The organism is Myxococcota bacterium, from assembly GCA_039030075.1.
GTDB lineage: Bacteria > Myxococcota_A > UBA9160 > UBA9160 > SMWR01 > JAHEJV01.
This window is the reverse complement of record JBCCEW010000003.1, coordinates 35,034-54,181: the sequence shown is the minus strand read 5'-3', so window position 1 is coordinate 54,181 and position 19,148 is coordinate 35,034. Positions and strand designations below refer to the sequence as shown.

Below are 19,148 nucleotides of genomic sequence, written 5' to 3'. Positions count from 1 at the left end.
CGCGGGGAGGCCCCAGCTGCTCGCGCTTTCCTCCGCCGATCGGCAAGGCGCTACCCTGTGGCTTCGAAACGCGGAGAGGTGGCCGAGCGGTTGAAGGCAGCGGTCTTGAAAACCGCCAGGGGTTTACGCCCCTCGTGGGTTCGAATCCCACCCTCTCCGCCAAGCCGGGCCCACCCCGCGGCTCCTGCAGCGCGCGTCTAGGCGGCGGCCTCGAGCGGGCGGGTCCCACCGGTCGGCACGGGTTCGACGGCGGGCCTCACCCTGCGGCCCACCAGCAGCACGTAGCTCGCCGGGACGAAGAGCACGGCAAGCAGTGTCGCTCCGGCGACTCCCCCGGCCAGCACCACCGCGAGCGGCGGCCAGAAGTCTCCGCCGACGAACACGAGCAGCGGCAGGAAACCGCCGATGGTCGTGAGGGTGGTCGAGGTGACGTGTCGCCCGCAGCCGAGCACCGCGTCGACGATCGCGCTGCGCTCCCCGCGTAGGGCGCGTGGGTCCTCGCGGATCGCAGCGAGCACGACGATCGAATCGTTGAGCGCCACGCCGATCAGGCCGGCGATCCCCAAAATGGAGTTGAAGCTGAACGGGAACCCGGCAATCCAGGTGGCCAACAATCCGACACCGGCCGAGAGACCGGCCACCGCGAAGAGCACCGCGGCGAGCAAACCGCTCCGGAACGACAGCACGACGGTGGCGATCATCAGCACGCCCAGCACCGGCGCGTAACGCAGCAGGCTCGAGATCGACTTCTGCTGCTCCTTGGAGCTGCCGGCCGTGCGCAGGGTGTAGCCGGTGGGCAGGGTGAACCCCGAAGCGTCGAGCCGTTCGAGCAGCGCGTTCGAGACCTCGATGGGCAAGGTTCCCGGTCGCAGGTAGGCCTGCACGCGGTTGCAGCGTTCGCCTTCGCAACGCGTGATACCACCCAGCTCGGGCCGTAGCGTCAGACCACCGAGGGCGCTCAGCGGCAGCCATTCGCCGCGCGCCTCGCCGAGGAGTGCGGTGTTCGCGAGGCCCCCCCGGTTGCGCCGCGTGGCGTCGACGGTTCGAACGCGCACGGGCAGCTCCTCGTAGCCCTCGCGCACCGATCCTCCGGTCCGGCCCTCGAGGCGGTGCTCGAGTTGGCGCGCGACGTCGCGGAGCGAGAGCCCGGCGAGCCGCGCTTCGTCCTCGTCGACGTCCACCCACAGCTTCGGCGCCCCACTCTCGAGCGACGTCTTCGTGTGCAGCACCTCGGGTCGCTCGATCAAGCGACTGCGGACCTCTTCACCGAGTGCCTGGAGCACGGGCAGACTGGGCCCGACGATCTCGAACTCGACCTCGGCCTCCACCGGGGGGCCCTGCCCGAAGGGACGCATCACCACCTGGGCCGAGGGCACCTGGCGGTCGATCTCGGCCTGAAGCACGGGCAACAGTGCCTTCACCTCGGCGGCCGTGCCCGTCTCGACCATGCCGCGGGCGTAATAGGCCGCATCGTCCCGGTTCATCACCAGGTTGTAGAAGACGCTCGGGAAGCTCCCTCCCACCAGCCAGGCCACGCGCTTCACTTCGTCATGGCGCCGAATGCGCGCCTCGATCTCTGCGGTGACGGCGCGGGTGTGCTCGAGGGAGGTGCCTCGCGGCAGCCACACCTGGACGTCGAACATGTTGCGATCGACCGCCGGAAAGAACTGGCTGCCGAGCAGCGGCGCAACGGCGAAGCCCAGGGCGGGGAGCGCGGCGGCGACGGCGAGGGCGCGCCAAGGGCGGCGCAGCCCTGCATCGAGGGCCGTGCGGCTGAGGGCCGCGATCCGTGGCAGCTGGAGCCCATGGTGCCACCAGCGCCTTGCGCGCTCGCCGGGCTCGGGCCGCCGCAGGAAGAGCCCGGCCAGCGCCGGCACGAGGCTCATCGAGATCGCGAAGGAGGCCACCAGCGCCAGGATCACCGAGACGCCGATCGGCCCGACGAAGTCGCCGACGTTGCCGATCAGGAGCGGGATCGGAGCGAAGGCGAGCACCGTCGTCAGCGTCGAGGCGAACAGCGGACCGAACAGGTGCCGCACGGCGCCCGTTACGGCCTGGTCGCGCTCGTCGCCGCGTTGCAGGCGTGCACTCACCTCGTCGACGACGACGATCGCGTTGTCGATGAGCAGGCCCAGCGCCATCATCATCCCGAAGATCGACATCTGCTGGAGCGAGCCCCCGGTCAACAGCAGCCCGAAGAGCGCAAGGGCCACCGTGAGAGGCAGGGCTGCCCCCACCACCAGGCCGGCGCGCAAGCCGAGGGTGAGCAGCACCACGACCATGACCACCGCGGCGCCGAGCAGCAGGTTGGCGCCCAGCGATCCGAGTCGTTCGGTGGTGTAGTGGCTCTGGTCGAAGACGATGTGCTGCGCGATGGGTCCGCCGACTTCCGTCTCGAACTCCGCCACGATCGCGCGCGAGCGTTCGGCCCAGGCTCCCGCGCGCTCGCCCGGCTCCATCCGCGCCGCGACGAAAACGGAGCGGTCGCCTTCGTAGAGCGCAGTCTCGCTCGCGGGCTCCCGCCAGCGGCGCGTGATCTCCGCGACGTCGCCGACCCGAACCAGCGCGCCGTCGGACGCGCGTCGCAGTGGAACCTCGCGCACGCGCGCGAGAGAATCGAGTTCGCCCTGCACCTCCAGGACCAGGTCGCTGCTCGCGCCTCGCAATCGACCACTGGGTGTCTTCGCATCCGCGGCGCGGAGCGCCGCCGCGACGTCGGCCGGTGTGAGGCCCAGCGCGGCGAGCTCGTCATCGTCGACGAGTGCGGTGAACTCCTCTTCGGGCTCGCCGTAGAGACGGACCAGCTCGGTCCCGGGAACGGCGCGCAGCCGGTCGGCCAGGTCCTCCGAGAGCCGAGACAAGATGCCGAGCAAGGCCTCGTCTCGACTGGTGAGCGCCACGATCAGCGAGAAGGCGGTGGCACCGCGCTTCTCGTCGAAGACCGGCGCGCCGGCTTCGGCGGGCAGCTCGGGCACCGCGGCGGCGAGTTGGTCGCGGATCTCGGCGAAGACTTCGTCGTTGTCGTAGACGTCGTCGTGGAGCGTGATCGAGACGATCGAGATGCCCGCGCGCGAGGTCGAGTCGACCTCCCGGATTTCCGCGATCTCCTTGAGCTTCTCTTCGATCTTCTCCGAGACCAACGCCTCGACCCGCTCCGGCGAAGCACCCGGAAGGGCGGTGAGCACCAGCGGGTTGCGTCCAGTGATGCGCGGGTCTTCGGTGACCGGGAGCGACAGCATCGAGCTGCCACCGGCGGCGAGCATCACCAGCAGCACCATCACGATCAGGTGGCGGTTGCGCAGCAACGATTCGGCGGGACGCGTGATCACGACGGGTCGCCCCCCGCCACGCGCACGTGCTGATCGGGAACGAGCCGGTGGACGCCTTCCTGTACGACGTCTTCCCCGGCCTCGATGGCCCCGCGTACGAAGACGCGCCGGTTGCTCTCGTGAAGCACCTCGACCGGGCGTCGCGCGAGGCGGCGATGCTGCGATTCGGACTCGCCGGGCGCGGCCACGTAGACGGCCCAGAGCCCGCGCGTCCCTTCGGTCAACGCGCTGCGGGGCAACCAGAAGCCCGGGGTGTCGACCGGTCGCTGCCAACGCAGCTCGGCGAGGTCGCCCTCCCGGAACGTCGCGTCGGTCTCGGAGGCGTCGGGAAGCGCGATGCGGACGGCGACGGTGCGCGTCTCGCTGCGGCGCTCGGGCAGCACCGCGATCACACTTCCTTCGATCGGCACGTCGTGAATGGCCACCGTCACGGCCTCTCCCGACGCCAGCGCCGCCGCGACTTCGGGGGAGACGCCCACGCGCACTTCGGGTCGGGCGCTCTCGAGCAGGCGGAGCACCGGTGCTCCCGGGTCGACCACCACGCCCGAGTCGACGTGGCGTGCCGCCACTTCGCCGGCGAAGGGCGCGCGTAGCTGAGACTTCTCGAGATCGACGTCGAGGCTCGCGATCTGAGCGCGCACCCGCGCCACCGAAGCGCGCCGAGCAGCGGCTTCGAGCCGGGCGTCGTCACCCTGCTGGGGAGAGATCACGTCTTCGGAAACGAGCGCCCGGGCGCGGCGGTCGCGTAGCCGCGCCAGCTCGAGCTGGGCCTGGGCTTCGCGACGCGCAGCCACCAGTTCGGTGCGGCGTGCCCGCAGACGCGCCGTATCCAGCTCGGCGAGGACGTCCCCGGGCGCGACGCGGTCGCCCTCGTCGACGCGCAGCGCCGCGAGCTTTCCAGCGAGCTCGAAGCTCAGCTCGGCTGTCTGGGCGAACTCCACGCGACCCACGAAGCGTTGGTCGCTCGTGTAGCCCGCCTCGATGCGTGCGGGGGCGACGCGGACGGCGAGCGACGTGGCGCTGGAGTCAGAGGGGGGAGCTGCCCCGCCGCTGCGCAACCCGAGCGCGCCGGCTCCGGCGAGAAAGAAGAGAGCGCCGAGCAGGGCGCCCCGCTGTCGTAGTGACATGACTCATACCGATCCGGGCGCGCGAGGGAACAGGGTGTCGTTGGCGAGTTGGGTGAAGAGCAGGGCACCGTCGGCGCCGAGCAGCGTGCGAGCCTCTTCCTGGGACTCGCGCCAGCGCTCGACGGCCTGGGCATAAAGCGACACACCCGCGTCGGTCAGGCGGATCCGGCGGGCGCGTTCGTCTTCGGGATCGGGGCGGGACTCGACCCAGCCGTTGCGCTCCATGACGCGCACGATCCGAGAGAGGGACGAGGGCTCGAGCGAGAGCATCTGGGCCAGGGTGGTGAGCCGCGCTTCGCCCTCGCGCAAGCCGATCACAGTCATGACGTTCACCTGGGTCGACTTGAGTCCGAGCGGGCGCACCGCGTCGTCGTAGAGCGACGTGAGCTTCCGGGATAGCGCCCGCGCGCGGAAAAGCAGGCACGAACGACCCAGCTCGCGCGCGAGCTCATGCGAGGTCTCTCTCCTGGACTGCGGGGTCTTGGCGGAACGTCGGGCCACGGGTCCATATTAGTTGCATATACAAATAATGCAAGGCCCCGCGCAGGCGGCCGTCTCCGGTAGGCTGGCGTCCCCCGCGCCGGGTTCACGGCGCGTTCCAAGGAGGCCTGGCCGTGGAGATTCCGAAACAGGGTTGGAGCCGCGACCAGGTCTTCACGCAGCTCGAGCGCTACCGCGAGCACGACACGCCGTGGCGCGAAGGGCGCACCTGGGCCTACGTCTACGATCCAGGCCCCGAGGCCGAGGGCGTCATCAAGGACGCCTTCGCGAGCTACCTCTCCGAGAACGGTCTCGACCCGACCGCCTTCCCGAGCGCGCTCCAGATGGAGAACGAGGTGGTCGCGATGGCCGCCCACCATCTCTCGGGCGACGCGGAAACCGTCGGCAGCTTCACGAGTGGCGGCACCGAGAGCCTGATCCTCGCGGTGAAGGCAGCGCGCGACTGGGCCCGCGAACAGCGCCCGGAGGTCGGGGTGCCCGAGATGGTGCTGCCCGAGACCGCGCACGCGTCGTTCCAGAAGGCCGGGCACTACCTCGGCGTGAAGCCGGTGCTGGTGCCCGTCGATCCCGAGACCTTCCGCGCCGACCCGAACGCGGTGCGCGACGCGATCACCGACAACACGGTGCTCCTCGTCGGATCTGCGATCTCTTATGCCCACGGTGTGGTCGACCCGATCCGCGAGCTCGGTGCGATCGCGCTCGAGCACGACCTTCTGCTTCACGTCGACGGCTGCATGGGGGGCTTCCTGCTTCCCTACTTCCAGCGGCTCGGCGCGCCCGTACCCGACTTCGACTTCCGCGTGCCGGGCGTCACCTCGATCTCGATGGACCTCCACAAGTACGCCTTCGCAGCCAAAGGCGCCTCGACGATCCTCTACCGCGACAAGGCGCTGCGGCGCTACCAGATGTACGCCTGCTCGAACTGGAGCGGCTACACGGTGATCAACCCGACGGTGCAGAGCACGAAGTCGGCGGGACCGATCGCCGGAGCCTGGGCCGCGCTGCACTTCATCGGTGACGACGGCTATCTCGACATCACCCGCAAGGTGAAGCAGGCCACCGATGAGATCGTCACCGCCGTCGACGCCATGCCCGAGCTGCGCATCCTCGGCCGGCCGGACATGAACCTGGTGGCCTTCGCCGGCGAAGGCGTGAGCGTCTTCCACATCGCCGACGAGATGAAGGAGCGCAACTGGTACGTCCAGCCCCAGCTCTCCTTCCGCGACTCGCCCGAGAACATCCACCTCTCGATCAACCCCGAGAGCGTGAAGTGGGTGAAGCCGATGCTCGACGATCTCCGCGTCAGCACCGACGCGGCGAAACAGCTCCCGAGCGGTGAGCTCGCTCCGAAGATCCAGGAGGCTTTCGGGAACCTCGCCCCCGAGGACCTCACCGAAGATGTCTTCGCCGGGATGCTCGCGATGGCGGGCGTGACCGGGAGTGCACTACCGGGACGCATGGCCGAGATCAACGAGGTCTTGAACGCCCTGCCCGTTCCACTGCGCGAGCGACTCCTCGTCGAATACCTGAACGAGCTCTACCGCGCGCCTGGGGTCTAGTCGCGTGCGCGGCGGCGCAGGGCCACCCAGCTCCCCACGAGCAACACCACACCCGCAGCGAGACGCGTACCGAACGGCGGGTGCAGGCTCGGGACCGGCGTGGGCGACGAGGCGGTCGCCCCGGGCACACCGACCGTGCCGCCGTTCTGCAGCGGCTCCGAGGTAAAGGTCTCCCAGAAGTAGCCGCAGTGGATCGTGTCGATCACGGGCGTGCAGACGGTGCGCGACGGGTAGTAGGTCTCGAGCCCACAGACTGGGTGGAGCGAGTCGCCGCCGATGCCGCTGCCGAGAAAGGCGCCGGTGCCGTCGAAGAAGTGACCCTCGCTCTGGTTCAGTCGCTGCTGCAGCAGGAAGCGGCGATTGAGTCCCAGGCACGTGCCTTCCACGAGACCCAGGGTTCCGAAGAGGTCGTCCCCACACCCGTCGGCCGCGAGCTCACCCAACCACTCGGCCCGCTGGTCGGTGAGGTCGTCGTAGGCTTCGAAGGGGATGTCGTTCGGGCACGTCGCGATGCCCGACGTGTCGCACTGGGAGCAGCAGACGTCGGCCGGGTCACAGCCCGGCGCCTGCGCGCGCGCCTCGGGTGCCACGGCCCAGACAGCGGCGAGACCCACGACGAGCACCAGATGCTGTGAGGCCGGCGTGAGGGAAGGCATGCCAATACCTCCAACGCGCGCCAGCCTATCACGGGCGCCGAGGCCGGGTGCGCACGGGGTGCATGTGGCCTGCGCGGAGATCGCCAGTCCACTTGCAGGGGAACGGCCCACTCTTTCCGCGCTGCTTCGGGTGGGATTCCCAGAGGGCCCGTCGTACACTGACCCACGGGGGGGCACCCCAGGTGTCCGTGCTCTACGACAAGCTGACCCAAGAGATTCGCGAGAGTCCGAGCGGCCCGAAGGTCGGCGCGTTCTTCGACGTCGACCGGACGCTGCTCGCGGGTTTCTCCGCCGTCTCTTTCATGCGCGAGCGCATCACCAGCGGTCGCGCGGGCCCGCAAGAGCTCGCCCAATCCCTGCTCGGGACGCTGTCCTTCGCCCTGGGGCGCACGGGCTTCTCGGGGTTCGTCGCCGCCCACACCGCGGCCTATCGGGGCCTCGAAGAGAGCTCCCTGGATGAACTCGGCCAGGAAGTCTTCGACAAGCACCTCGCCACCGAGATCTACCCCGAGTCGCGTGCGCTCGTCCGCGCGCATCAGGAGCGCGGTCACACGGTGGCGATCGTGTCCTCGGCCACTCCCTATCAGGTGGACCCGGTGGCGCGCAGCCTCGGCGTGGAACACGTGCTGTGCACCCGGCTCGAAGTCGAAGACGGCACCCTCACCGGCCGCGTCATCCACCCGACCTGCTTCGGGCGCGGGAAGCTGACGTCGGCGGAGCAGCTCGCCGAGGACCACGACATCGATCTCGACGCGAGCTTCTTCTACACGGACAGCATCGACGACCTGCCGCTCCTCGAGAACGTCGGCCATCCGCGTCCCACCAACCCCGATCGTCCCCTTGCCCAGATCGCGAAGGAACGCCGTTGGCCCGTGCGCCGCTTCCACAGCCGTGGCACGCCCGATCTCGAGACCATCGGCCGCACCGCGCTCGCCTACGCCAGCCTCGTGCCGTCGGTGCTCACCGGGCTGGGCGTGGGGCTGCTGAACCGTTCCCACCGCGACGCGGTGAACACCACCGGATCGCTCTGGGCGGATCTCTCCACGGCGTTGGCGGGCGTGGACCTGCGCGTGGATGGCGAAGAGCATCTCTGGTCCCACCGTCCGGCCGTGTTCATCTTCAACCACCAGAGTGGGCTCGACGCGCCCCTCATGATGAAGATGATCCGCCGCGACGTCACGGGTATCGCGAAGCAGGAGATCAAGTCCAACCCGGTCTTCGGCCCGCTCTTCTCGGCCGCCGGCGTGGTGTTCGTCGACCGTTCGAACACGCGCAAGGCGATCGACGCGATGGAGCCGGCACTCGAAGCGCTGAAACAAGGGCGTTCGATCGCGATCGCGCCCGAGGGAACCCGTCAGCCGACGCCGCACCTCGGAGCTTTCAAGAAAGGCGCCTTCCACCTGGCCATGCAGGCCGGTGTGCCGATCGTGCCCGTCGTGTTCCGCAACGTGCTCGACGCGCTCCCGAAGAACGCCCTGGTGATCCACCCCGCGACCGTCGAGGCCGTCGTGCTGCCGCCGGTCGATACCAGCGGCTGGACCGTCGAGAACCTCGACGAGGAGATCGCGGCGGTCCGCGATCAATACCTGGAAGTCTTGGAGGGCTAGGCGTGCAGCTGCGGGTCGCGGTGCTGGGAGGGGGATCGTGGGGCACGACCGTGGCGACGCTGGCGTCCCACAACGCGCCCACCACCTTGTGGGCGCGCCGCCCCGAAGTGGTGCAGGAGATCAACGAAGCCCACACCAACGCCCGCTACCTCCCCGACGCCGAGTTGCCCCGCACCCTGCGCGCGACCGATTCGATCGAAGAGGCGGTGCGCGACGCGGACGTCCTCGTGATGGGGGTTCCGTCCCAGAGCGTGCGCAGCACCCTGGCCGAAGTGAAGAAGTTCCTGCGCCCCTGGGTCCCGATCGTGAGCCTCGCAAAGGGTCTCGAGCAGGACAGCCACCTGCGCATGACCGAGGTGATCCAGCAGGAGGTGCCGGACCATCTGGCGGGCGTGCTCACCGGGCCGAATCTCGCACGCGAGATCATGTCCGGCTTCGCGGCGGCGAGTGTGATCGCGATCGACGACGCGCGCGTCGCCCGGCAGATCCAGCGGGTGTTCCACTCCGGGCTCTTCCGCGTCTACACCAACCAGGACGTGGTGGGTTGCGAACTCGGCGGTGCGCTCAAGAACGTGATCGCGATCGCGACGGGCATGGGCGACGGACTCGGCGTCGGCGACAACACCCGCGCCGCGGTGATCACCCGCGGCCTCGCCGAGCTGACCCGGCTCGGCGTCGCGATGGGCGGTCAGGCCGGGACCTTTGCCGGCCTCGCGGGCATGGGCGACCTGATCGCCACCTGCGTCAGCCCCCAGAGCCGCAACCGCCACGTCGGCGAGCAGCTCGGCCGCGGTCGCACCATCGACGAGATCATCGAAGAGATGCACATGGTGGCCGAGGGCGTGAAGACCTCGAAGGTGGTCCTCGAACTCGCCGACCGACACCACGTCGAGCTGCCGATCGCCAGCGAGGTGAAGGGCGTCGTCCATGACGGCCACACCGCCGAGCAGGCCTACCGCGGCCTCACCCGACGCATGCCCGGCGCCGAAACGGACGACGGTTAGCCCTCTCCTCCGGGCTCGGCCTGGGGCGCCCGTTCGCGATGCACGCCGGCCCAGGAACGGAGCGATATCCTCGCACGCCATGCCCCCGCTCCTTTTCCAGCTCGCCCTTGGCGTGGCGCTGGTGCTCCTTCCCTGGGCGCTGCTGGCCGAGGACGCCGCGCCCTCGGACCGCATCCACGTCTACTACGAGGGCGCCGCCTGCCCCGATCCCCAGATCGATATCCAGGTGTTCGATCGGGTCGAAGAGCTCTGGAAGCCCCACCCGGAGCACCCGCTGGTGCGCATCCCGAGCTGCCAGGTCGAAGAGGCCGGCGGGCTCCTGAACGAGCTGCGCTGGAGATGCTCCGCCCGCCTGGGCCAGCTGCCGGGGCCCTGGCGTCCCCTCGACGTGTTCAACCCGTCCGTCACCTCCCACTGCGCCGTGGTGCCGATTCCTTCCGAAGGGCGCGCCTCGGCGATCAGCGTGACCTCGCCCGAGGAGGGGGTGCCGGTGCGGGCGCCCACACCCGAGATCACGCTGGAGGGCACGGTCGCCGTCGATGCGCGCGAGGGCACCCGCTACGAAGTGGTCTGGCTGATCGATCGTTCGGCGCCGGCCGAGGCCGTGGCGGCTCAGGTCGCGGCGGGCCGCGCCTTCCTGCACCGGGTCCGGCCGCGGCTCGGGGCGCTGCGCATCGCCGTCCTCTCCTACCCGAACGTCCCGCCCGGCCCCGGAGAGTTCGCGAGCTTTCGCCAGGAGTTGGGGCTCAGCGCGGACGCGGCGGCGATCGACAGGGCGCTCTACCGGCTCCGCGACGCGGCGGTGATCGCGCCGCCGAGCCTGCCCGAAGCCATCGACGCGGCGCTCGTCGAGTTCGAGGCTGGCCGCGACGACGCCCGGCGCGTACTGGTGTTGGGGATCGACGGGGACCAGCTCGACGACAACGCCGAGCCCTCCCCCGACCACCCTTGGCTGAAGGCCGCCGAGCGGATTGCCGAAGCCGAAGCGGAACTCCATTGGTTTGCGCTGGGCGGTTTCGCCGCCGACGACCCGGCCCTCGCCCGTCGTTCGCTCGATCGGGTACGCGGCAGCTTCCGGCGGATCGCGCCGCGTTCCTACGGATCGGCCTACGCCTCGGTGCTGGAGTTGCCGGTCGCGGAATCGGTCTGGGTCGAACTTCCCGACGGCCGCGGGCGCATCGAAGCCGAGGTGACACGTGAGGGGCGCTTCGTCGCCCATGTCCCCGTCGTGCCCGGGATCAACGCGTTGGAAGTGCGCGCGCGGATGAGCGGTGGGCGCGAAGCGGCGTTGCCCTTCGAGTTGGTCTTCGACGACTCGGAGACCTACGACAACATTCTCGCGCGTGAACGCGCACGCATTCGGGCAGCCCAGGACCGCCGGCTGGAAGTACACGCAGAGGAGTCGCCCGCGCCCTAGTGCAGCTGGGATCGGTTGCGTCCGGAGTGAGGCGGATCACGGACACCCGCAGGCGTCACCTGGTTAGAATCGCGCTCTCGGAAGGTTGGGGGGGCAGGCTTGGCGGACGACACTTCGAATCAAGATCCGGAACGGACTCCCGGCGCCGCTGGCGCCGAGCCGGAGGGTGGACCGGCGGAAAGCGCGAAGACCTGGGGCCTCGTGGTGTTCGCGGGCCTGGCGTTGCTCTTTGCGGTGCTCTGGATCGGCGAGCGCAACCGCAACCCCAAGGCGGGGCCGCCTCCCGCGGAAGCCCTGCTCGATCGCGAACCCGTCACCTGGGTCGACGTGCTCGTCGACCGCGAGCACCGGCGTCACCTCGATCTGGTGTTCGACCGGCCCCTCGGCGACGACCAGCTAGGCGAGGTGTTGGCGCCGCCCCCCGTCCGATTGACTCCCCACACCGGCGGCATCTGGTCCTGGAACGCGGCGAACGTGCTGCGCTTCACGCCGACCCACCGCCTGGCACCGGCGACGCGCTACGAGATCGAGCTCCTGACCGACGCACTGCTGGGCCCCGAACGCGCACTGCTCGGTGATCCACGCGTCGAAGTCGAGACCGACGCCTTCCAGGTGGAGCGCGCGCTCTCCCACGAAGAGCCCGTCCCCGACGCCGCCCACCGCGTCCGCCTGCGCGGGGAGCTGCGCTTCAACTACGACGTCGAACCGCGCGAGCTCGCGCCGTTGCTCGTGCTGCGGGATCCCGAGGGCTCCGGGGAAGACGTCCCGATCGAGCTCGAACTCTCGTACGCGTCGCGCATCATCGGCTGGCGCAGCGCGCCGGTCGAGAAGGGGGCCGCCTCTCGCGAGCTGGTGCTGGCCGTCGGACCCTCGCTCACCCCGGCCGAGGGCAACGTCGAACTCGGCGCCGAGTGGAGCCGGACCCTGCCGCTCGGGTCGCGGGGCGTACTCGCGGTGCGTGGCATCCGCAGTCGGCCTGGCGAGTCGGAGAGCCGCATCGAGATCGAGCTCAGCTCGGCGGTCGATCTCGAACTCGCGCGCGATCACCTCGAAGTCGAGCCGGCGGTGGAATTTCGCGCAACCGCCGAACGCAACCAGTTGAACCTCGTCGGCGCCTTCGAGCCCGGCGAGCGCTATCGCGTCGCCTTGCTCCAGGGGTTGCGTTCTCGCGACGGTGCGGTGCTGCGCGGGAAGCACGAAGAGGAGGTGCGACTTCCCGATCTCCCGGCCTCCGCCCGCTTCCACGGCGAGGGGATGTTCCTGTCGGCCCGCGGTCGTCGCAGCCTGGGCATCGAGACCATGAACCTCGATCAGGTGACGGTCAGCATCGACCGGGTCTACCGCAACAACGTGCTCTACCTGGTGCAGCAGCGCGGCTATCAGGTGTACCGGAACCGCGGCTACGGAGGTGTCGACCGCGTCTTCGGCGATCGGATCGTCGAGAAGAAGCTCAGCATCGAAGGTCCGCGCAATCAGACGCAGACGACCGAGCTGCGTATCGATGACTGGCTCGAGGACGGTGAGCCCGGCTTCTACCGCGTGGGTCTGCGCCGCGAGGGCAGCTATCACCTGGAGCAGCGCTGGGTCCTGATCACCGACCTCGGTCTGGTGGCGAAGCGCGGCACCGGCGATCTGCTGGTCTGGGCGTCGTCCTTCGACGATCTGGCGCCGATTCGCGGGGCGCGGGTGCGGGTGGTCAGCGATCAGAACCAGGAGATCGCGTCGGGCCGCACCGACCCGCGCGGGATGCTGCACTTCCGTGGGCTCGAGGAGCACTTCGCAGAACACCGCCCGGCCTACGTGCTCGTGGAACGCGGCGACGACTGGAGCTTCCTCGCGCTCGACCGCACCCGCATCGAGACATCCGGGCTCGACGTCCACGGGTCCTCCGAAGCGCCCCACGGCTACGACGCCCTGCTCTACGGCGAGCGCGATCTCTACCGCCCGGGCGAGACCGCCCGGGGCGTCGCGCTGTTGCGGGACGCCGAGCTGCGCGTGCCTCCCGACATGCCCCTGCTCCTGCGCCACAAGGACCCGATGGGCCAGGAGCGCAGCACTCAACGCCTCGCGCTCGGTGCGCAGGGCGCCGCCGAGTGGAGCGTGTTCCTCGAAGAGACGAGCTTCACGGGTGCGCATCGCCTCGAGCTCGTCGTCGGCGAGGACGTGGTCGGCCGCTACCGCTTCCAGGTCGAGGAGTTCGTTCCCGATCGCATCGCGGTCGAGATCGACTCGGAGGGCGAAGCACTGCCTCAGCCCGGAGCGGCGCTCCGCTACCAGGTGGCCAGCCACTACCTGTTCGGCGCGCCGGCCTCGGGGCTGGCCGTCGAGAGCCGCGTCTCGCTCGAGGCGGCGCCCTTCGTACCGCCGGGTCACACCGGTTTCTCCTTCCGCAACGACGACCGCAAGTTCTCCCGTCGCGAGCTACTGGCCCGAGAGGGGTCGCTGGACGAAGAGGGGAAGCAGCGCTTCGAGGTGGCCGTTCCGGATGGGCTCGAAGTGCCGTCCTCCCTCGTGGCCGTCGTCACGGCGCGCGTGCGGGAGAGCGGCGGCCGCGGAGTCGCCGCCCATACGCGCATTCCCGTTCATCCCTATCCCTACTACCTCGGGCTGCGGCAGCGCGAAGCGGGCTACGCCGAACCCGGGCAGCCGGTCTCCTTCGAGCTGGTGGGCGCGGCTCCCGACGGCAGTGAGGTCGACACCGGCACGCTGCAGGTCGAGTTCCTGCGCGACGAGTGGCAGACGGTCCTGCGCCGCACGGCGTCGGGCAGCTATCGCTACGAGTCGGTCCTCGAGGCCCACGTCTTCGGCCGCCAGACCCTTCCCGGTGGTCGCACGCGACATTCCTTCGAGGTGACCCCACCCGAGTACGGTCGCTACCGGGTCGTCGTGACCGACCCGAAGACCGGCGCTTCCTCGCGGCTCACCTTCTACGCCAGCGGCTGGGGCTTCGCGCCCTGGGCGGTCGAGAATCCGGGCCGCGTCGAGCTCGACCTGGAGCGCGACGATCTTCGGCCCGGCGAGTCGGCGGTCGTGCAGGTCCGCGCTCCGTTTCCCGGGAAGTTGCTCGTGACGGTCGAGCGCAACGGCGTCTTGCACAAAGAAGTGCGTCAGCTGGAAGGGAATACGGCCCGGCTCGAACTCCCGGTGCGGGCCGACTGGCGACCGAACGTCTACGTCACGGCGACCCTGGTGCGCGGCGCCGATCAGCTCGAGCCCGGCAGCGCCGCACGTGCCTTCGGAGCCGTGCCGCTGTCCGTCGATCGGGAACGCCATCGGATGCCCGTCGCGCTCGAGCTCCCGAACGAACTGCGCCCGAGCGCACCCCTCGAGTTCGCCGTCACCGCGGCACCGCGCAGCTGGGTCACGGTGGCGGCCGTCGACGAAGGGGTCCTGCAGCTGGTGGGTCAGGAGTCGCCCGATCCGTTCGGCCACTTCTATCGTCGACGCGCCCTGAGCGTGTCGTCCCATGACGTGTTCTCGTTCCTGCTGCCCGACCTCGATCTCGAGGGCGAGGCGGACGCCGGCGGCGGCAGTGGCGGCGCCGGGCGTACCCAGTTCCTGCGCACCGAGGGCATTCGCCGGGTGAAGCCCGTCGCGTTCTGGTCCGGGCCGCTGCAGACCGACGCGAGCGGACGCGCCCAGGTGCGCTTCGAGCTGCCCGAATTCCAGGGCGCCCTGCGGGTCATGGCCGTCGCCTATCGCGACGCGGACTTCGGCGCCGCCACCGAGCTCACCCGGGTGCGGCAGCCCTTGATGCTGACGCCCACGCCCCCGCGCTTCCTCTCCTTCGGCGAACGCGTCGAGGTCCCGGTGACGGTGCGAAACGACACGGGCAAGGACGCGGAGGTCCAGGTGCGTTTCGAGGTCGAGGGCCCGGTCACCTTCGAGGGCGAGGCGCTCCAGACGCTGGCGATTGCCGACGGCAGCGAGACCACCGTGCGCTTTCCGCTGGATTCCGGCGAGGCCGAAGGCGAGGTGGTGTTGCGCGTCTTCGCCGAGGCTGGCGACGAGGAGGCGCGGGTGGAGCGCAGCTTCGGACTGCGCCCCGATCTTCCGAACCGCACGTTGGAGACCGTGGGCGCCGTGACCCAGTCGGGCGTCTTGCTGCGCAGCATCGACGACGGTCTCCGCAAGGACGGCCGCACCCGCAGTCTGTGGATCGGTCCCCATCCGGCGGTTCAGCTCTACGGACGGCTCGGCGATCTGCTCCGTTACCCCTACGGCTGCCTCGAGCAGACCGTGTCGCGCGCGTTTCCCCTGGTGGGTCTGGGCGAGTGGGCCGAAGCGATGGAGCCCGGCCTCTTCGAAGACCGCGACCCGGCGCTGTGGGTCGAAGCGGCGGTGCGCCGCATCGCATCGATGCAGCTGGCACGCGGCGGGTTCAGCCTATGGCCGCGCGGCCGAGAAGCGCACCCCTGGGCGAGCGTCTACGCGGCTCACTTCCTGGTCGAGGCGGAGCGCGCCGGGCACACCAGCGCCCAGACCGCGCTCCCCGGCGCCCTCGCCTACGCGAAGCGCGAGGCGGTGGCGAAGCCGCGCTACTCCGCCCCCGAACTCGAACGGGTGGTCTACGCCCTCTACGTGTTGGCGCGCGCCGGCGATCCCGATCGCGCGACGATGGATTTCCTGCGAGAGCGCCACGCAGACGCCTTGACCGCGACGTCGCGCGTGCTGCTCGGCGCGGCCTACGCCGCGAGCGGAGATCCGAGCGTCCTCCCCGAACTGGCGACGGCCCTCGACGACACCGAGACCGTGCGCCGCCAGACCGGGGGCAACTTCGCGTCCACCACGCGGAACCGTTCGCTCTTCCTGCTCGGGCTGCTCGACGCGGCGCCCGAGGATCCGCGGATTCCGAAGCTCGCCAGTCAGCTGGGACGAGACGCCCTCGACGAGCGTTGGAACACCCAGGAGTCGGCGCTCGCACTGATCGCGCTGGGGCAGCTCTTCCGCGAGGCCGGCTCGGCGGTCTACCAGGGCAGCGTCTTCGTCGGCGGCAAGCAGATCGGTCAGTTCGATCAGGACACCCGGGTCTTCGAGTGGTTGCCCGAGGGCGACATCGAGATCCTGATCGACGGCGGCGACGCGCGGACACGGGCCTACTACGTGCTGCGACATCGGGGAACGCCGACCGACGCGGCCTTCCAGACCGAGTCGCGCGGTCTCGAGATCGAGCGCAGCTGGCTCGATCGCAACGGCGTGGCGATCACCGACAACACGGTGTCCCAGGGCGAGCTCGTGGTCGCGAAGCTCCGCCTGCGGAGCGTGCGCGGGCGCATCGAGAACCTGGTGGTGCAGCAGCTGCTGCCCGCGGGCTTCGAGGTGGAGAACCCGCGGCTTCAATCGAGCGAAACCCTGCCGTGGGTCGCGAACCAGAAGCAGCTGTCGTCCCAGTATCTCGACGCGCGCGACGACCGCATCCTGCTCTTCACGCGCATCGGTCGCGGCGACTGGCGCGAGGCCTATCTGCTGCTGCGCGCGGTGAACCCGGGCCGCTTCCGGCTCCCGCCGGTCCAGGTCGAGGCGATGTACGCGCCGGGCTTGCGCGCGGTCGGGCCGCGGGGCGAGTTCGTGATCCAGGCGCGCTAGTGACGACGGCTGCGGTTTCGTCGAGAAGCAGGCGCGCGCTGCGCTTCCTCGCGCTCGGCGTCCTGTCGTTGCTGGGGATCGAGATCGGGTTCCGGGGGCTCGATGCGGCCTTCCCCTTCCCCCACGAACGCCTCGAGCGGTCGCCGGCGCGGGTGGTGACCAGCGCCGACGGTGAGCCCCTGCGTCTCTTCCTGGCTCCCGACGGAAGTGCGCGCTGGCCGGTGCCCCACGATGCGGTATCGCCGAAGCTGGTCCGGTCGTTGCGCGAATCCGAGGATCGCTTCCTCGGGTGGCACCCGGGCGTGAACCCGCTCGCCGTCGCGCGGGCGGCGCTCGCCAACCTGCGCGCGGGGCGGGTCGTGTCGGGCGCGTCGACGATTCCCATGCAGCTCGCGCGGCTGGTGGAGCCGCGCGCACGCACCTGGCGGGCGAAAGCGATCGAGGCCTTTCGGGCCCACCAACTCGTGCGCGCCTACTCGAGCGAGGAGCTGCTCGCGGCCTATCTCGGGCTGGCGCCCTTCGGTGGCAATCTCGAAGGCGTCGGCGCGGGCGCCTGGTTCTGGTTCGGGAAGTCGCCGGCGGAGCTGTCCCTGGGAGAAGCCGCGTACCTCACCGCGCTACCGCGGGCGCCCGTTGCCTACGACGCGCGTCGACACCCCGACGCAGCACGACGCGCGCGCGACCGGGTGCTCGACCAGCTCACTGCGCGTGGCGTCTTCGATGCGGCGGGAGTCGCGCGCGCGAAGCGCCAGTCGCTACCCGAGCGCTGGCAGCCCACGCCCTTCACTGCGCCCCACTTCGCACGCTGGGCGGCGGGTCAGTCGGCCTCGCGCGCGGTCGCGACCACGCTCGACGCCGACCTCCAGCGCCAGGTCGAGGGGCTCGTGACCGACGGCGTGCGCGCCCTGCGCAAGAGCGGCATCGGCAACGCTGCGGTCGTCGTGCTCGACAACCAGACCCGGTCGGTGCGTGCCATGGTCGGCTCGGCGGATTTCTTCGACACCGAGCGACCCGGTCAGGTGAACGGCGCGCTGGCCCGTCGCTCGCCTGGCTCGACCCTCAAGCCCTGGGTCTACGCCCAGGCCTTCGCCCAGGGATTGGCGGTGCCGGACACCATCACCCTGGACATCCCCGTCGACTACGCTGGCTACCTGCCCGAGAACTACGACGGCAGCTACCGCGGCCGCATGACCCTGCGAGAGGCCTTGGCCGAGTCGCGCAACGTGCCGGCGGTGACCACCCTGGCCGAACTCGGTGTCGCGCCGTTCCTCGCGCTGCTCCAGCGCGCGGGTTTCGCCACCCTCGATCGACCGGCGGCGCGCTACGGGTTGCCGCTCGTGCTCGGCGGGGGCGAGGTGACCCTGCTCGACCTGACGAACGCCTACGCGACGCTCGGGTCCCAGGGTCTCCACCAGCCGGTGCGCTGGCAGCCCGGCCCCGCCGCGAAGCCCCAGCGCCTGCTGCCCGCGGCGGCGGTCGCTCTCGTGACCAACGTGCTGCGCGACGTGCGACGCCCCGACTTCCCGCCGGCGGCGGTGGCACTGGCGCGCGACGTTCCCGAGGTGGCCTGGAAGACGGGCACCTCCTACGGCCACCGCGACGCCTGGGCGGTGGGGTACTCGACGCGCATGAGCGTCGGCGTCTGGGTGGGCAACCTCGACGGCAGCCCGCGGCCGGGCATCTCCGTCGCCGAGCACGCGGCGCCGCTGCTCTTCGACGTGTTCCGCGCCGTCGAGCCCGAAGGCGCTCGGCTGGCGAAGGTGCATCCCCGCATCGTCGACACGGAAGTGTGTTCCGTGAGCCACGAGCTGCCCGGGGCCTACTGTCCGGCGAGGATCCGCGTACCGACCCTGCCTGGCGTATCGCGGCTCGCGCGCTGCACCCACCATCGCCGCGTGTTCGTCGACGCCGAGTCGGGCGAACGTCTCGAAGGCGCGTGTCTCGAGCAGCGGCCGCACCGTCCGGAGGTGCTCACGGTCTTCCCGGCCGCACTACGCGCCTGGTGGCTCGCGACGGGTCAGCCGTCCCGGGCCCTGCCGTCCCTCCACCCGGAATGTCGCGAGGTCTACGTGGCATCGGGTCCGCGGATCTCCTCGCCCGACGCGAAGACCCCCTACCGCCAACGGCACGATGCGCCCGCGGCCTACAGCCAGCTGCGACTGGCGGCCGACGCGGCGCCGGGTACCGAGACCCTCTACTGGTATCAGGACGGGTCGCTCGTCGGGATCGCGCCGCCCGAGCGCGCGGTCTTCGTTCCCCTCGAGCCCGGGGCGCATCGCGTCGTGGTGATGGACGACGCCGGGCGTTCGCATCGCGTGGAATACCACGTGGAAGGCCGCCGGCGCTCTTCCTGAACGTTCTT

The 19,148-nt window shown here is 70.3% G+C and carries 10 protein-coding genes and 1 tRNA gene; 7 read left to right on the top strand and 4 right to left on the bottom strand.

Annotation, left to right across the window (positions count from 1 at the left end):
• Nucleotides 1-72 precede the first annotated feature (72 nt).
• A tRNA-Ser gene (locus tag AAF430_03765) sits at nucleotides 73-162 on the top strand.
• 35 nt (nucleotides 163-197) lie between these two features.
• Here AAF430_03765 and AAF430_03760 read toward each other — a convergent pair.
• From AAF430_03760 to AAF430_03750, 3 genes are read right to left on the bottom strand one after another with little or no spacing between them, the layout of a single operon-like run.
• Nucleotides 198-3,329 (bottom strand): efflux RND transporter permease subunit, encoded by a 3,132-nt coding sequence (locus tag AAF430_03760; GenBank protein ID MEM7409335.1) that lies wholly within the window; start codon nucleotides 3,327-3,329, stop codon nucleotides 198-200.
• On the bottom strand, nucleotides 3,326-4,456 hold the full coding sequence (locus AAF430_03755; GenBank protein ID MEM7409334.1) for an efflux RND transporter periplasmic adaptor subunit: 1,131 nt from the start codon (nucleotides 4,454-4,456) through the stop codon (nucleotides 3,326-3,328). The genes AAF430_03760 and AAF430_03755 overlap by 4 nt, the downstream gene beginning before the upstream one ends.
• A 3-nt stretch (nucleotides 4,457-4,459) precedes the next feature.
• A complete protein-coding gene (locus AAF430_03750) occupies nucleotides 4,460-4,957 on the bottom strand; it encodes a MarR family transcriptional regulator (protein ID MEM7409333.1) in 498 nt (165 codons plus the stop codon).
• 113 nt (nucleotides 4,958-5,070) lie between these two features.
• Here AAF430_03750 and AAF430_03745 point away from each other — a divergent pair, with 113 nt between their 5' ends.
• On the top strand, nucleotides 5,071-6,516 hold the full coding sequence (locus AAF430_03745) for an aspartate aminotransferase family protein (protein MEM7409332.1): 1,446 nt from the start codon (nucleotides 5,071-5,073) through the stop codon (nucleotides 6,514-6,516).
• Here AAF430_03745 and AAF430_03740 read toward each other — a convergent pair.
• On the bottom strand, nucleotides 6,513-7,172 hold the full coding sequence (locus AAF430_03740; protein MEM7409331.1) for a hypothetical protein: 660 nt from the start codon (nucleotides 7,170-7,172) through the stop codon (nucleotides 6,513-6,515). The two genes, AAF430_03745 and AAF430_03740, sit on opposite strands and share 4 nt — an antisense overlap.
• 182 nt (nucleotides 7,173-7,354) lie before the next feature.
• Here AAF430_03740 and AAF430_03735 point away from each other — a divergent pair, with 182 nt between their 5' ends.
• The 5 genes from AAF430_03735 to pbpC all read left to right on the top strand — a co-directional run bounded on the left by AAF430_03735 (nucleotide 7,355) and on the right by pbpC (nucleotide 19,140).
• A complete protein-coding gene (locus AAF430_03735) occupies nucleotides 7,355-8,779 on the top strand; it encodes an HAD-IB family hydrolase (GenBank protein MEM7409330.1) in 1,425 nt (474 codons plus the stop codon).
• Between the two features lie 2 nt (nucleotides 8,780-8,781).
• A complete protein-coding gene (locus AAF430_03730) occupies nucleotides 8,782-9,783 on the top strand; it encodes an NAD(P)H-dependent glycerol-3-phosphate dehydrogenase (protein MEM7409329.1) in 1,002 nt (333 codons plus the stop codon).
• Between the two features lie 79 nt (nucleotides 9,784-9,862).
• Nucleotides 9,863-11,200, top strand: a complete 1,338-nt coding sequence (locus AAF430_03725) for a hypothetical protein (GenBank protein ID MEM7409328.1) — start codon at nucleotides 9,863-9,865, stop codon at nucleotides 11,198-11,200.
• Nucleotides 11,201-11,299: 99 nt separating this feature from the next.
• Nucleotides 11,300-16,786, top strand: a complete 5,487-nt coding sequence (locus AAF430_03720) for an alpha-2-macroglobulin (GenBank protein MEM7409327.1) — start codon at nucleotides 11,300-11,302, stop codon at nucleotides 16,784-16,786.
• On the top strand, nucleotides 16,786-19,140 hold the full coding sequence (pbpC, locus tag AAF430_03715; GenBank protein ID MEM7409326.1) for a penicillin-binding protein 1C: 2,355 nt from the start codon (nucleotides 16,786-16,788) through the stop codon (nucleotides 19,138-19,140). Before AAF430_03720 ends, pbpC begins: the two co-directional genes overlap by 1 nt.
• Nucleotides 19,141-19,148: the final 8 nt, after the last annotated feature.